The 14,037-nt window shown below is 47.5% G+C and carries 9 protein-coding genes; 3 read left to right on the top strand and 6 right to left on the bottom strand.

Translation table 11 applies throughout. The annotated features are described in order from the left end of the window. Positions 1–164 precede the first annotated feature (164 nt). Together viaA and PGW97_RS20385 are read right to left on the bottom strand one after the other, a co-directional pair. Positions 165–1,613 (bottom strand): ATPase RavA stimulator ViaA, encoded by a 1,449-nt coding sequence (gene viaA / locus PGW97_RS20380; protein ID WP_047885768.1) that lies wholly within the window; start codon positions 1,611–1,613, stop codon positions 165–167. A 14-nt stretch (positions 1,614–1,627) separates the two neighbouring features. Beyond that, entirely contained in the window at positions 1,628–3,280 is a 1,653-nt protein-coding gene (locus tag PGW97_RS20385) for an ATPase RavA domain-containing protein (RefSeq protein ID WP_047885769.1), read from the bottom strand. A gap of 449 nt (positions 3,281–3,729) precedes the next feature. Here PGW97_RS20385 and PGW97_RS20390 point away from each other — a divergent pair, with 449 nt between their 5' ends. Together PGW97_RS20390 and PGW97_RS20395 are read left to right on the top strand one after the other, a co-directional pair. Beyond that, entirely contained in the window at positions 3,730–4,593 is an 864-nt protein-coding gene (locus PGW97_RS20390; protein ID WP_273860581.1) for a GGDEF domain-containing protein, read from the top strand. Between the two features lie 138 nt (positions 4,594–4,731). Beyond that, on the top strand, positions 4,732–5,565 hold the full coding sequence (locus tag PGW97_RS20395; RefSeq protein WP_047885771.1) for a phosphate ABC transporter substrate-binding protein: 834 nt from the start codon (positions 4,732–4,734) through the stop codon (positions 5,563–5,565). A gap of 118 nt (positions 5,566–5,683) precedes the next feature. Here PGW97_RS20395 and PGW97_RS20400 read toward each other — a convergent pair whose 3' ends face one another. From PGW97_RS20400 to PGW97_RS20415, 4 genes are all read right to left on the bottom strand, one after another. Next, complete coding sequence (locus PGW97_RS20400; protein WP_273860582.1) at positions 5,684–6,535, bottom strand: sulfurtransferase; 852 nt, start codon at positions 6,533–6,535, stop codon at positions 5,684–5,686. A gap of 439 nt (positions 6,536–6,974) precedes the next feature. Continuing rightward, on the bottom strand, positions 6,975–8,084 hold the full coding sequence (locus PGW97_RS20405) for a S1 family peptidase (RefSeq protein WP_273860583.1): 1,110 nt from the start codon (positions 8,082–8,084) through the stop codon (positions 6,975–6,977). A 389-nt stretch (positions 8,085–8,473) separates the two neighbouring features. Next, positions 8,474–11,626, bottom strand: a complete 3,153-nt coding sequence (locus PGW97_RS20410) for an efflux RND transporter permease subunit (protein WP_273860584.1) — start codon at positions 11,624–11,626, stop codon at positions 8,474–8,476. Between the two features lie 2 nt (positions 11,627–11,628). Beyond that, positions 11,629–12,750, bottom strand: coding sequence for an efflux RND transporter periplasmic adaptor subunit (locus PGW97_RS20415; RefSeq protein ID WP_273860585.1), 1,122 nt, complete (start codon positions 12,748–12,750; stop codon positions 11,629–11,631). A gap of 298 nt (positions 12,751–13,048) precedes the next feature. Here PGW97_RS20415 and PGW97_RS20420 point away from each other — a divergent pair, with 298 nt between their 5' ends. After that, complete coding sequence (locus tag PGW97_RS20420) at positions 13,049–13,984, top strand: NAD(P)-dependent oxidoreductase (RefSeq protein ID WP_443147140.1); 936 nt, start codon at positions 13,049–13,051, stop codon at positions 13,982–13,984. The last annotated feature ends 53 nt before the right edge of the window (positions 13,985–14,037 follow it).

The following is a 14,037-nucleotide window of genomic DNA, read 5'->3' on the forward strand; positions in this document are numbered from 1 at the left end:
GCGACCAAATGGTCGCCAAAGCCAAGACAACTAGTAAACAACTAAGGAGAGTGTTGGTGATGCCACCTAATCGGGCATGAATCCTGAGAAGGTGACGGTGGAACATGGTTACATGTGGGTGCCTTAATACATGCCTGTATTGAGTACTGATTTACCCAACTGGCTTATCGCCACTTCAGAAGGCGCCCAAGTTTCGACGGATGGTAAGACCAGCAATGGTCAAAAATCGTCATTAATTCCGGGTTGCCGTATTTCGAAAAATTCACGGCATGGAATCGGTTTCGGTTATCTTTCAGTTTCTGGATTCGCTTCATCATCGCTTCAGGTTGCGAAGGGGCAATAAAGTCAGACAGTACAATCAAGTCCGCATTCTGGTATTTTTCAGACAGCATAAGCTCGATTGACTGATCCAGTACCGGCCCTAAATCTGTGCCGCCGTGGAACGAGTAAGATAAAAAGTTAAGCACTTCACTTAGCCCGTCCTGACGGGTCAGTTCATAAGTGATTTGCTGAGTCGAAAACATAATGACATAACAGTCTCGATCCTCTGCCAGTGCAATCTGCATTAGGCCATACGCCAGCGCTTTTGCGCACTGTTCCGGGAAACCGTTCATCGAGCCGGACGCATCAATACAGACAATGAAAGGCCCTTTTTCCTGCTCAACTTGTTTGGTCTGACGCTTGTAAGCCTTCACCCGACGAAGCTTACGTTGCGCCCCTTGCACTCGGTAATTCATCAGACGTTTATCGACCAGATGCTTATAGAAAACAACTTCCAGTTCCGGATAAGCCAGGAACATGGCTTCGTTGGGCAGCAATTTCGAAAGATCATCACTTTCGTGAATACCGACAATGTCATCAGTGACATTGTCACTTCTCTCTTCGACCATTTTCAGGTCTTCTGAACGTACCCGCTCTTTGTTCGGGTCGTCCACTTCACTTGCCATACGCCCCAGCTTTTCAGCGATTTCACGCAGCCCGCTGTTCTTTTTCAGAAACGCAGCCATTGCTTTCAGGGTCGAGACATCCGTTTTAGTGAGTTTGGCTTTAGCCATATCCCACAAACGCCCCGCTTTCTTCTCGTCACCTTCACCCGTCACTTCTTCCATGTGACGCATGGTTTCAATGCGTTGATACAGATCCGCCAGCAACTGCTCTTTGTGCTGCTCAAGTTCAGCCAATTGCGCCTCTGTCAGTGCCTGAGTCAAATGCTGATACCACTGGTTACAGAAATAGCTTTGAAACATCGGGTTGTGTTTCTGATACTCACGTTCCAGCAGTGTTTTCGCTTTGAAATAGAAAGCCGAATGTCCTTCAAGCTTCTTTACTACGTCTTTAACGTGTTCAGTGAAGTACTCGGCATCCCATTTACTGGCCGTCTGATACAGCTCGATTTCCTGATGGAAACGCTCTTCCACACTGACTTTGGTGATTCGTTGATGCACCTGCCCCCGCCACTTCATGATCTGACTTTTCATGGCAGCTTTGATGCCCGGATTCGATTCCGCAGCCATGATCAGCTGAGGGCGCATCATCAATTCATTAACTGCATTATCAATGATGCCGGACTCTGTCAGCATCATCGCAAGATTTAATCCTTCGGTTACCGGCATGGGCACTCCTTACCTTACGCGAAATACTCAGACAGGTGTGTCACCCGAAACGCGCTTTTCTCAATGACCAGTTTGAGTTCATGAACCGATTCTGTCGCCTGAGACAGACTTTGTTCAATCTGTGCAGGTAGCTGCGGGTCAATAAAACTGTGCGGCAGCGCACCATGGAAACTGCTCCGGGAAATTTTCAGGCTGTGCTCGGCATCAATCGCCTTGGCAGATGCCAGCTCAGCTTTGCTCAGCCACAACTGCTGTTGCTGCGAAGAAATCCCCTTCTCACCGGCAATGCCGACCATCACTGCGCGGTTGGCGATGTCTTTGATGACCAGTCGCTGCTGCGCATCTACCTCAAACTGCAGGCGGCAAAGATGGGTATTTTTGTTCACAAACCCGTAGATGTCACACTGACCGGTTTTGATCTTTTTCTCGAATTCATCCCCGTCAACATATACCCAGCGGCTGTCACCGTTTTCCTGCTCAGACACTGAAGGGTTTTGTTGCAGCATCACCAGTTTGATCATGCGCGGGTTGTTATTCACATTGTACCGACGAGCACCGCTAAAATCGTATTTAAACCACTCTTTACGCATCATGGTCTCACGACTGAACGTGACACACAGCTCACGCGCAATCTCATTGTGGACGTCATTAATCAGATTCTGCGCTTCTGTGGCATTGGTTTGGGCCGCTTCCTGATTGAAAGCTTTCTGAGTCGCAAAGTGACGAATCACCTCACGGATCACATGACGGGATTCCGGACTGTGCCACATGCAATCTTGCAACAGCAGCAAATCAAGCGGATTAATGGCATCACGACCATTAAAGAAAGCACTGGCTTTCAATAAGCGCACTGATTTTTTCCAGCGACGATCCGAAATATACAGTTCGCTGTCAGCCGCTTCACCGGCACTCTCTTCAGAGCGCTGTTCAATCATGGATTTCAGCTGGTAAATCTTTTCAAAGATTTCATCTGACAGCTTGATATCGTCGATATGCTGCTGCCAGTCTTCGTATTCCTGATCAGTGATAGCCAGACCTGGTTCCAGTTCCTGAATCGACGGACCTTCTCCCATCAGCATGGCTTTGAAATTTTGCTTTTCCTGAATGCGGTTAACAAACACACGAACCAGCATTCGGTCATATAACGCTTCCAGACCGCTGTCCTCTTCCGGCAGCTCATTGGACGCGGTAATCAACAAACGCATGGGGACAGGAAGAATATCCTGGCCGTTCTTAAAGGTCCGCTCATTCACAACTGTCAGCAAAGTATTCAGAATGGCCGGACCGGCTTTCCAGATTTCATCCAGAAACACCACTTGCGCGGTAGGCAGGTAACCGTCAATCAAGCGAACATACTTGCCATTATCTTTCAGTTCCTGAATCGACAACGGGCCAAATACTTCTTCCGGCGTTGAGAAACGCGTCATCAGATAGTCGAAAAACTTGCTGTTATCGAAAGCCTGGATCAGACGCTTTGCAATCAAGCTTTTCGCAATACCAGGAGGACCCAGCAAAAAGACACTCTCGCCGGCTAAGGCAGCAAGAAGGCAGAGTTTGATCGTTTCTTCACGCTCATAGACCCCATTAGACAGCGCCTTGATTAGCTTCTGAATCCTTTCAGAAACCAGCGCTTTATTTGGTTGAGCACTTCTTGCCATTGTCAGCATATTTCGACCTCTACATCCGACTGTCCATGTGCTTTCACACTCACTGTTAGAATAGACACAAACACCCCGATGTTACAATATTGTTAACTGAAATATTTTGTTACAAGCCTTATATATCAAAGAGATCCTCTCAGCTCCAGACCACAATCTATGATTGCATTAATGAGATTTTGATAACACATTTGTGAAAAAATTAATGAGTAAATAGTGATTAGCAACCAAAAAGCTGCTAAAGGTCTCAAAAATACGCAAAATGCACAGTATTGAAAAATGAGATTTTCTCCTCAAAAATAGCGTTTAATGGGTCAATAACCACTCAAAACAATGATTAAATGAAGCTCATTCATCCAGTTGCATTGAGATTTCGTAGGATAAGTATGTGAATGGCTTGTATCTTCCGAATGGCTTTGTAACTATACCCCGGTCCATCAAAGAGATGTTTTAAACGCATGAGTACACTCTCTCAACTGCCAACCCGCTTAACCATGTATGTCTGTGTCGGAATACTGAGTTCGGCACTGATTCTGGCAAATGCACAGCTGGAAATTGTGATTTCCATTTTGACACTGGTACTCATTATTTTGCTGCTGCGGGAAGATTTCGGCAGTGAAATGCGTCCGTGGATGATGCTGGCGCTGGGTACCTATGCGACAGGTGTAGTGTCTGATCTGCTGGATGAAATACCGGAACTGAAAAGTCACTGGTTTATTGTCTCCACTGACAATGTGTTTATGCATATTGGGACGTTTCTGATCTGTTTCTGCTTCATCAAACTGATCAATCAGAGGAAGGAACTGATTATCAAGCTGAATAAGCAAATTCAGATTGCCCGACAGCTGGAAGGCGAACTCAGCCAACTGGCCTTAGAAGATGATCTGACCGGCCTGATGAACCGACGTGCCCTGTTCCGCTGCTTCGACAGAATGGCGATTGAAAACAGACGCGGTGTTCTGGCTTATATTGATATTGATAATTTCAAGCAGGTCAATGACCGCCTTGGCCACAAGCCAGGGGATGAATTGCTGTGCACCATTTCTCGGGCACTGATACAAACTGCGCCCGCCGGCAGCAAAATTTACCGGATTGGTGGTGATGAGTTTGTGGTTTTACTCCCTGAAGATTCTAAGGACAGTCCGCAAGACTGGCTGAATCACCTTTATGACCACACTCAGGCAACACGCGTAACATTTAACATTGGATTAAGTGTTGGTTTATCGCCGTATTATCCGGGCAACCTTTCCGATCCTGACGCCATTCTGGCGAAGGCTGACAGGGCCATGTATCAGGAAAAGGAACACAAAAAATACTTTTGAAATCAAAAACAAGCCGATTATGTAATCGGCTTGTTTTTTTGTCTTTTTCGCTGACCATCAACGTTTTTCACATAATTGTCATATTTTCGTAATAGCATTGGCGGCCATATTCTTCTGGTGTAAATGTGGAGATCAGAAATGTTAACCAGAACTACCCTTTGTGCGCTCTTCGCCGCCTTAGCATTTGGTGCACAAGCCAAAGAGACTATCACCGTTACCGGCTCAACATCTGTCAGTCATGTCATTGAAGTGCTGGCTGAAACGTATTCTTCTGAGCATACAGATACCTTGATTGCTGTTCAGGGCATCGGCTCATCAGCCGGTATCAACGCAGTAAAGAAAAATGCGGCAGATCTGGGGATGAGTTCGCGTTACCTGCAAACAGAAGAAATCAATCCGGATATTGAAACCGTCACTATTGCCCATGACGGCATTGCGCTGGTAGTGAATAAAGACAATCCGGTGAACAATCTGACCAAAACGCAAATCGAAAAAATTTATCACGGTGAAATTACCAATTGGAAAGATGTGGGTGGTCCCGACCTGAAAATGGCGGTTGTCAGCCGTGAAAATGCCTCGGGTTCTCGTTTTTCCTTTGAAGATTTTATGGGGCTGACTCAGGAGATCGGTGGTCAAACCGTGTCTGATATTAATCCTCAGGTGCTGGTGGTTAACACCAACGGTACCGTGAAAAGCCTGGTATCACGAAACAAACATGCCATTGGTTATGTTTCACTGGGCTCTGTTGACGACTCAGTGAAAGCACTTTCATTTGAAGGTGTACCACCAACACTCGCTAATCTGGAAAACGGGCAATATAAAATCTCTCGCCCGTTTCTTATGCTGTACAAACCAGCAAAAGTGAAAAAATCAGCTAAGGCGTTTGTTGATTACCTGGTTTCAGCACCGGGACAAACGATTCTTGAGCAACGTGGTTACGTACCGGTTACTCACACGTCAGCTGTGAACTGATTTCCTTGCCGTATTGGTTCTCATACCAAACGCAGTCACTGTATAGTCACTGAAAAAAACGGCACAGAGACAATAAAGGCACTCAACGGAGTGCCTTCTTTTTTGATGAAGAAGCGCTTCAGACCTCAACAGGATACTTATTGTTACTCCCCCATTCGCTCCAGGAGCCGTCATAGACCGTCAGCTTTTTCCGGCCACTCAACTCCGCTCCAAGCGCCAAAATACATGCTGTCACCCCTGAGCCACAGCTGAAAATCAGATGCTGCTCTGGCTCACAAAGCGCATCAAACCGCTTCATTAAGTGCTCTTTTGGCAAAAACTGCCCATTTTCAAGGAGCTGCGAAAACGGAAGACTTTTAGCATTTGGCATGTGGCCACTTCTGATCCCTGCCCGTGGTTCAGGCTGTAGCGCATAAAAACGGGCTGCGGGTCTGGCATCGAAAACCTGTGTGCTGGTATCACTCAAACGGGCATGCAAACTGTCGGCATCAATCACCCATTGAGGCTGAAATACAGCCAGGTATTCAGCGGGTTCAGCATACTCCGGTGGACAAGTATGCAACGCATACCCAGCTTGTTCCCAGACCGGTAAACCACCGTCAAGCACCGCCACTGACTGATGCCCCATAGCGCGGAACATCCACCACACTCTTGGCGAGGAAAAAATGCCGTGAGTATCGTAAACAACCACAATGCTGTCTGGCGTAATACCCAGTTTACCGACCTCTTCAGCAAATAATGCAGGTGAAGGCAGCATATGCGGTAAGTGAGAATCCGGATCAGCAATTTGTTTATCAAAATCAAAAAAACGTGCCCCCGGAATCCGTTTCTGCTGCCATTCAGCCATCGCATTTCGCTCTGTTCCCGGCAGAAACCAGCTGGCGTCCAACACTACAACATCGGGGTGGTCCAAATGTTCTGCCAGCCATGATGCGGGGACGACAGGAGAAGTCAAAAGAGGTGCTGACATGTCATTTTCCTTATGATAATCAATGAGAGGCGATTGCTCAGATGAGTAATAAATCTTAATCGATAATTACTTGAAATGAATAGCAGCTTTCAGTTTCACTTCACTGCTGCTTTTTAAGTGTTGTATCAGAGGATCAGAAAAGACACAAATCTAGCCAGTATAATCCGTACTTGCATTGTCTGGATGACGGACTCTTATCCACTACAGACTGTTACCCACTATGAACTGTTACCCACTATAGACTGTTATCCACTGTAAAGAGTCTGCAATCACGCATAAAAAAGCCCCCGAAACCAAGACTTCAGGGGCAGATTATTATCATTGGCACAATAGCTATGAATACCGAGCTATTGTAGACCGTTATGGTTAAGGACTATCACAAAGGCAGTGATAAACCCGTTTACGTATAACAATTTTACTTCAGTGATAAGCGCAGAAGTTAGCGACGCTGACGGCGTAAAAAGCCCAGCAGACCTAAACCAGCCAGCACTGAAAGTGGCATACTACCACCACTTGAACCCGAACTTTTCGGTGTCAGTTTTGATTGCCCTGCACTGATTTTTTCAAATGGGTTCACGGCAAATTCAGGTGTCGGATCCAGATCAAAATCAACGCCGGTCACGGCTTCAATATCCGCATAATATGAGGCCAACTCAGTGTACAAGCCATTCAATTGGGCATCAGGATGACCAGAGTTTTTCAAATCGCAATAGGCACCATTACTGGTGACACCCACAACACGCAACCCGAAATCACTGTCACCGGCACGTTCTGGGTTTTGCCAGATCAACGGGCCACCGGAGTCACCGGCACAGACATCTTTTTTCACCGCAGGATCATTGCTGTCGGCACAGACAAAGTGTGAGTCCGAGCTAAACGGATAAGAGGTATCACACTGTTCAGCCGGAATTCCGCCTAAAGTCACAACCATCAGCTCATCAGGCTGGTTGTAATCGGGTTCTGTCCGTCCCCAACCAGAGGCAATCAAGTTCGCTTCAGACCAACCGGTCGCATTCCAGGTGTTAGCAAATTGCGCATTTGCAACGGCCTGCTCGGCAGGCGTCGCGATTTTTATCGGCTTGGCGACGGATGCCATTGAACGATCAACCTGTAATACCGCCACGTCGTGATCGTAATTAATACTTGGGTCATAAGAAGGATGAACCCAACCACCAATCACAGTGAACTTATATTTTGAATCAATCTGATCAGCAGCACCTACAGAGTTGGGAAGTTGTTCAGTACCAGCAACCACTGTTGTACTCATCATAGGATCAATACAGTGAGCTGCAGTCACTAATAAGCGATCACTGATCACCACTGCACCACAGCCTGATAATACCTGCGATGAGCTACCATCCTCAGAATATAAAGGCACCGTAATCATTGCGGCCTGCCAAGGAAGCAATAATCCTTCAGCCAGTTGGCTGGCAGGTTGACCATTCAAAATTTTAGCTTCTACAGACGCGGTATCAGCTTGGGCTTGAAAAGAGACTGCTGAGGCAACAGCAAGCACAATAGGTAGAAGTGTTGTTTTTATATTATCCATAATGGGTCATCTTCTTTAACAGTATTTAATTTCTGCGGTAAATAACTGGCAAAAGATATTACCAAGTAAATTACTGCTTTATTGTGAAGCCCGCATGATATTTCCGACAAAGATCAACCCGCTGATTATTAATAAAAATATGATTTACAACACTAATAGATACCGCTCAACGCTATTCCGTTTATCATCCATCCCAGATAACATTTCTCCCTTAAACAAAAGGCCAATCAGGTATTCTGATTGGCCTTTTCAGTATATTTCACAAGATAAATATCAGGGACTTGTCAGGCTATAATTCATAGCTCAGGATTTATCGCCTCCGTATTCGGCGTGTATCTCAAACCTTACCTGACCCTTTTCGTCTCAAGCTTTTTTCACCGATTGTTCAATCACTCATCCTCCAGCGGAGCAATGCGCGTTGACCCACCGTGGAATTTTTCACGGCGACGCTGAACCAGCGCGAAGAAACCCGGGATCAGGAACGTACCCGCCAGCAGCACACACAGCAACCCGCCAGTCAATGAGATCCCCAGTGAGTTCTGACTGATATGTCCGGCTCCGGAAGCAAAAATCAGCGGTAAAATCCCCAGAATAAATGACCAGGAAGTCATGTTTACCGCACGGAAACGCAATTTACCGCCGCGAACCGATGCTTGCTCAATATCCAGTTCTTTCTCTTCCCGCTCAATCTTGGCAAATTCTACGATCAAGATGGCGTTTTTCGCCGCCAGAGCGATCAGCAGTACCAGACCAATTTGAGCATACAGATTGAGCGGTGTGCCGGTTAATGCCAACGCCAGGAAAGAGCCTAACGTTGCCACAGGCACAACCAGAATAATTGCCAGCGGAATACTCCAGCTTTCATACTGCGCGACCATAAACAGGTAAATAAATATCAGTGCCAGAGCAAACGCGTAAATCGCCTGATTACCAGCCTGTACTTCCTGATAGGCCATCCCCGTCCACTCATACTGATAGCCCTGAGGCAGTACCTCAGCCGCTACCCGTTCCATTGCCGCAATCGCATCGCCACTTGAGTAACCCGGTGCCGGACTACCCTGAATGACCGCTGCGCGGTACATGTTGTAGCGCCACGCCACATCAGGCTCAAATACCTGTTCAACCGACGTAAGGGTACTGAGTGGAATCATCTCGCCGGATGATGAACGGACATGAAAACGTTCCAAGGTATCCAGACTGTCACGGTAATCGCTGTCAGCCTGTACCGTCACCCGGAAATTCTTCCCGTACAGGGTAAAATCGTTCACATACATTGAACCAAGGTTACCCTGTAATGTTTGGAAAATATCCGTCAATGGAATGCCCAGCTGTTTAGCTTTCACCCGGTCTATGTCAATGTAGAAATGCGGTACATTGGCCCGGAACGTACTGAAGGTGTACTGAATTTCGGGTTGTGCATTGGCCTGCTGAATCAGCTCTCCCATTACTTTTGCCAGATCAGTACGACTGCGACCCAATGTGTCTTCCAGAACAAACTCGAATCCCGATGCAGCGCCCATTCCCGGCACCGCTGGCGCTCCCATAGCAAACACCACCGCTTCAGGAACATCTGATACTGCGCGGCCGTTGATCCGATTTGAAATCGCAAATGATGAGTGATCACCGCTCATCGCCAAGCGCTCTTCCCAGCTTTTCAGTTTAATAAACAGTGAAGCGCCATTTGATGCAGCAGCACCGGTGAGGAACGCATAGCCATTGGCCACGGTGATCCCTTCAATACCCGGTTCCTGATCCAAAATAGCCTGAAGCTTTTCGGTCACCTCTTCGGTACGCGATAGCGAAGCGGCATCCGGCAGCTGTACGTTGACCAGCAGAATGCCTTTATCTTCCGTTGGTACAAACGCTGTTGAGGTGGTGTTGGACAAGTAAGTCACTGCGCCAACCGCCAACACAAAGAACGCCACCAATACCGCCGTTTTCCTGACAAGGAATCCGGCAATAACACCGTATTTATGTGTGATACGATCCAGCCCACGGTTAAACACCGTAAACCAGCGAGCATTATTTTCTCCCCCTTGCTTAAGGACCAACGCACACAAAGCCGGTGACAGAGTCAGGGCATTGATGGAGGAAATAACAACCGAAATACAGATTGTCAGCGCAAACTGGCGATACATGATACCGGTGATCCCCGGTAACATTGCGACCGGCAGGAACACGGCTAACAACACCAACGTGGACGTAATGATCGGCCCGGTCACTTCTTTCATCGCAATCAGCGTTGCTTTGCGTGGTGTCAGGCTTGGATCACGCTTCATATTGGTATCGACGTTCTCGATCACCAGAATGGCATCATCCACAACGATACCAATCGCCAGAATCAGACCAAACAACGTGACAGTATTGATGGTAAAGCCTGTCGCCAGCATGATGGCAAAAGTACCAATAAGCGAAACCGGAATGGCCACGACAGGAATCAGCGTTGAACGCATGCTCCCCAGAAACAGGTAGGTAACCGCAATAACCAGCAGAATCGCTTCAATCAGGGTTTTGACAACCCCTTTGATCGATTCAGATACAAACAAAGTGGTATCGTAGCTGGTCTCATAATCCATTCCTTCCGGAAAATCTGCGCTCATCCGATCCAACAGTTCCATCACCGCTTTGCCACTGTCCAGTGCGTTGGCATCGGATTGCAGATTCAGCGCAACAATAGACGCCGGTTGATTACGGAATTTACCATTGCCGTCGTAGAACTTCTTACCCAGTTCAATACGTGCGATATCTTTGAGATACACCATTGAACCATCATTGTTGGCGCGCAGAACGACGTCCTCAAATTCAGCAACGCTTTCCAGTCGTCCTTTCGTCACCAGGTTGAACTGCACTTCCTGGGCATTATTGTATGGCGGCGCGCCCACTTTACCGGCAGCAACCTGTACGTTCTGCTCGGCCAGCGCAGCATTCACATCCGCAGTCGTGATGCCCAGGTTGGCCATTTTTTCCGGATTCAGCCAGACCCGCATTGAGTATTCGCCACCACCGATGACGTTAACTTCACTGATTCCTTTAACACGAGCCAGCTGATCTTTCACATTCAGGTTGATGTAGTTAATCAGGAACTGGTCATCGTATTTTCCATCAGGCGAATAAAAGTTCAGCACCATCAACAAATCCGGTGACCGTTTTTTTACGGTAACCCCGACCATTCGCACTTCAGCCGGAAGCTTGGATTCAATCTGAGAAACCCGGTTTTGCACGTTCACCTGCGCCATATCGGGATCGGTACCGATATCAAATGTCACGTTCAGGTTGTACGAGCCATCATTGGCACTTTTTGAGGACATGTAGATCATGTTCTCTACGCCGTTCACAGACGCTTCAATCGGGTCGGCAATCGCTTCTTCAACAACCTCTGCACTGGCACCAGAATAGTACGCCGTAACAGACACCGATGGCGGGCTGATTTTCGGGTATTCCGCCACTGGCAGATTCAGCAGTGAAATCAGGCCGGCCAGAGTCAGAATGATGGAGATGACCAACGCAAACTTAGGTCGTTGAATAAAAAATCGACTTAGCATGATTATTCCTGCGCCTCATCGTTTTCCAGTCGAACTGTCATGCCGTTTCTGACACGCTGCAAACCTTTAGTCAGAACCACATCACTGTCCGCAAGGCCGTCGGTAATGATCACACCATGTTCAGTTTGAGGTCCCAGCACAACATTCCGGCGTTCAGCGATATTCCCTTCTGCCAGTACCATGACGAAATCCCCTTCCAGATCGCTTTGCACCGCTCGGCGAGGGATGACCATGCGCTTAACCGGCTCTTTTTCACGCAAAAATACCTGAACATGCTGACCGGGTAACAATTCCTGATCCGGGTTGGCAAAATTGGCGCGCATTGCAATGGTGCCTGTTTTAAGGTCAATACGGTTTCCGATAAAGTCCACCACACCCAGTTCACTGTATGTTTCGCCATTTGTCAGAGTCAGTACCACTTCCACATCGTTCTGTCCCCGACCCGCCCCATCAAGGCTGTCAATCCCCAACTCCAGACGCTGACGCTCACTGACATTAAATGATGCCTGTATCGGATCCAGGCTGACCAACGTAGTTAAAATACCGGAGCCCGGTGAAACCAGATCGCCGATACTCACTTTGCTGTCACTGATTCGGCCGGTAAAAGGCGCAGAAATTCGGGTATAAGACAAGTCCACCTCCGCCGCTTTTACCTGTGCATTGGCCGCTTTCAATTGCGCTTCTGCATGCAGCTTTTCTGCCGTCAGACGATCATACTCCGCTTTGCTGATACTTCCTTTGGGCAACAAGTTCTCTGCTCGCTGCCAATCGAGATTTGCGCGTTTCAATGAGGCTTCCGCCTGAGCGATGGCTGCCTTGGCACTGGCCAGTTTAGCTTCATAGGCTGCCGGTTCAATTTCAAACAGTACCTGACCTTTGTGTACGATCTCCCCTTCTTTAAAAGAGCGTGACTTCAAATAGCCGGATACCTGCGCAGAGATGGCCACATCTTCAATGGCTTCCGTTCTGCCCACAAACTGTTTACCCTGTTGATAGTCAATCACCGTCACCGGCTGTGCCACAACCAGTGGGCTAGCTGCTGGTGATTGACCTGTAGATTGCTCACCACAACCAACAAGCAAGGCTGAGCTGATTAGTGTTGCAATCACTAATTTTTTATTCATATTGCCGACCATATATAATTGATAAAATAAACATAAATCCAGAGAAGTGACCGAGGCTTTGCACTACTCAGGCGAAAATGCCCATATTCAGGGGAGAATAAAAATCGTGCGGAAACACTAACAATTGAGGGTTTAATAGAAGCTGAATGTCTTCAGCTCAGAGACAGGTTTAAGTTTTAATTTGTTTCCAAATGTTTCCGTAAGCCATATTTTCACCCATTTATACTGGCTAACAGAAAAAGCCTCCTTAATAATCAGCAAATTAATAACATCCACCATTCAACGAGGAATCAACTTAATGGACTACTTTCCCATTTTTCTCTCACTTAAAGGAAGAAAAATCAGTGTTATTGGTGGTGGCGAAGTGGCATGCCGGAAAGTCGACTTATTGCTCAAGGCTGACGCCGATATCACGGTGACGTCCCCCGAACTGCACCCGCATCTGGAACGACTGGAACAAGCTGGAAAAATTCACTGGAATAATGACGTATACCAACCTTCAGTACTCGACCACGCCGATCAGGTTTGGGTAACCACCAACAACCGTGCTCTCAACCAATCCATTTATACCGATGCGGAAGCCCGGGGGATCTGGGCCAATGTGGTTGATGACCGCCAGTACTGCCACTTTATTACCCCATCGATCATTGACCGAAGCCCGATCCAAGTTGCGGTATCCAGCGGCGGTGCATCCCCGGTTCTGGTTCGGTTTTTGAGGGAAAAGCTGGAAACACAACTGCCACAGAATCTCAGTCTATTGGCTGACTATGCGGGTAAACAGCGTGACAGAATAAAGGAACACTTCAAGACGGTAGATGAACGGCGGAAATTTTGGGAGATCTTTTTTCGTCACCCCCACGTTGAGCTGGCCAACTGTGAACATGAACTCGACGAGGTATTTACAACCCTGCTATGTGCAACCGCACCTTCTGGCGGCGCGTTGTATCTTATTGAAACCGGGGATGATCCCGAACTTCTGACTCTCAAGGCCCTACGTCTGATGCAGCAATCGGAATTTGTCCTATTTCCCGGAGAAGCAGAAGATATCTTTGTTGATTTATGTCGCCGTGATGCCGACCGCGCCCCTTATGACGAACAAAGCCTGTTTAATCAAGTCGAAAAACATCTCAGCGACGGGTTCAGGGTTTGTGTTCTGGCAAATAAGGTGGACGCTGAAAAAGTATTCAGGCCGCTTAAGACACTCACTGTCGCACAGCATATTCCTTGCCTCTGACATTCCGGCTAACACTTATCCGAATAGTGATTATCCTGAAATCAAAATGCCGC

The organism is Photobacterium sp. GSS17 (assembly GCF_028621875.1).
GTDB lineage: Bacteria > Pseudomonadota > Gammaproteobacteria > Enterobacterales > Vibrionaceae > Photobacterium > Photobacterium ganghwense.

Bases quoted from the DNA above. Each gene is read 5' to 3' on its own strand.
- viaA (WP_047885768.1), bottom strand. From the start codon at position 1,613: ATGCCGGTAACCGAAGGATTAAATCTTGCGATGATGCTGACAGAGTCC.
- PGW97_RS20385 (WP_047885769.1), bottom strand. From the start codon at position 3,280: ATGCTGACAATGGCAAGAAGTGCTCAACCAAATAAAGCGCTGGTTTCT.
- PGW97_RS20390 (WP_273860581.1), top strand. From the start codon at position 3,730: ATGAGTACACTCTCTCAACTGCCAACCCGCTTAACCATGTATGTCTGT.
- PGW97_RS20395 (WP_047885771.1), top strand. From the start codon at position 4,732: ATGTTAACCAGAACTACCCTTTGTGCGCTCTTCGCCGCCTTAGCATTT.
- PGW97_RS20400 (WP_273860582.1), bottom strand. From the start codon at position 6,535: ATGTCAGCACCTCTTTTGACTTCTCCTGTCGTCCCCGCATCATGGCTG.
- PGW97_RS20405 (WP_273860583.1), bottom strand. From the start codon at position 8,084: ATGGATAATATAAAAACAACACTTCTACCTATTGTGCTTGCTGTTGCC.
- PGW97_RS20410 (WP_273860584.1), bottom strand. From the start codon at position 11,626: ATGCTAAGTCGATTTTTTATTCAACGACCTAAGTTTGCGTTGGTCATC.
- PGW97_RS20415 (WP_273860585.1), bottom strand. From the start codon at position 12,750: ATGAATAAAAAATTAGTGATTGCAACACTAATCAGCTCAGCCTTGCTT.
- PGW97_RS20420 (WP_443147140.1), top strand. From the start codon at position 13,049: ATGGACTACTTTCCCATTTTTCTCTCACTTAAAGGAAGAAAAATCAGT.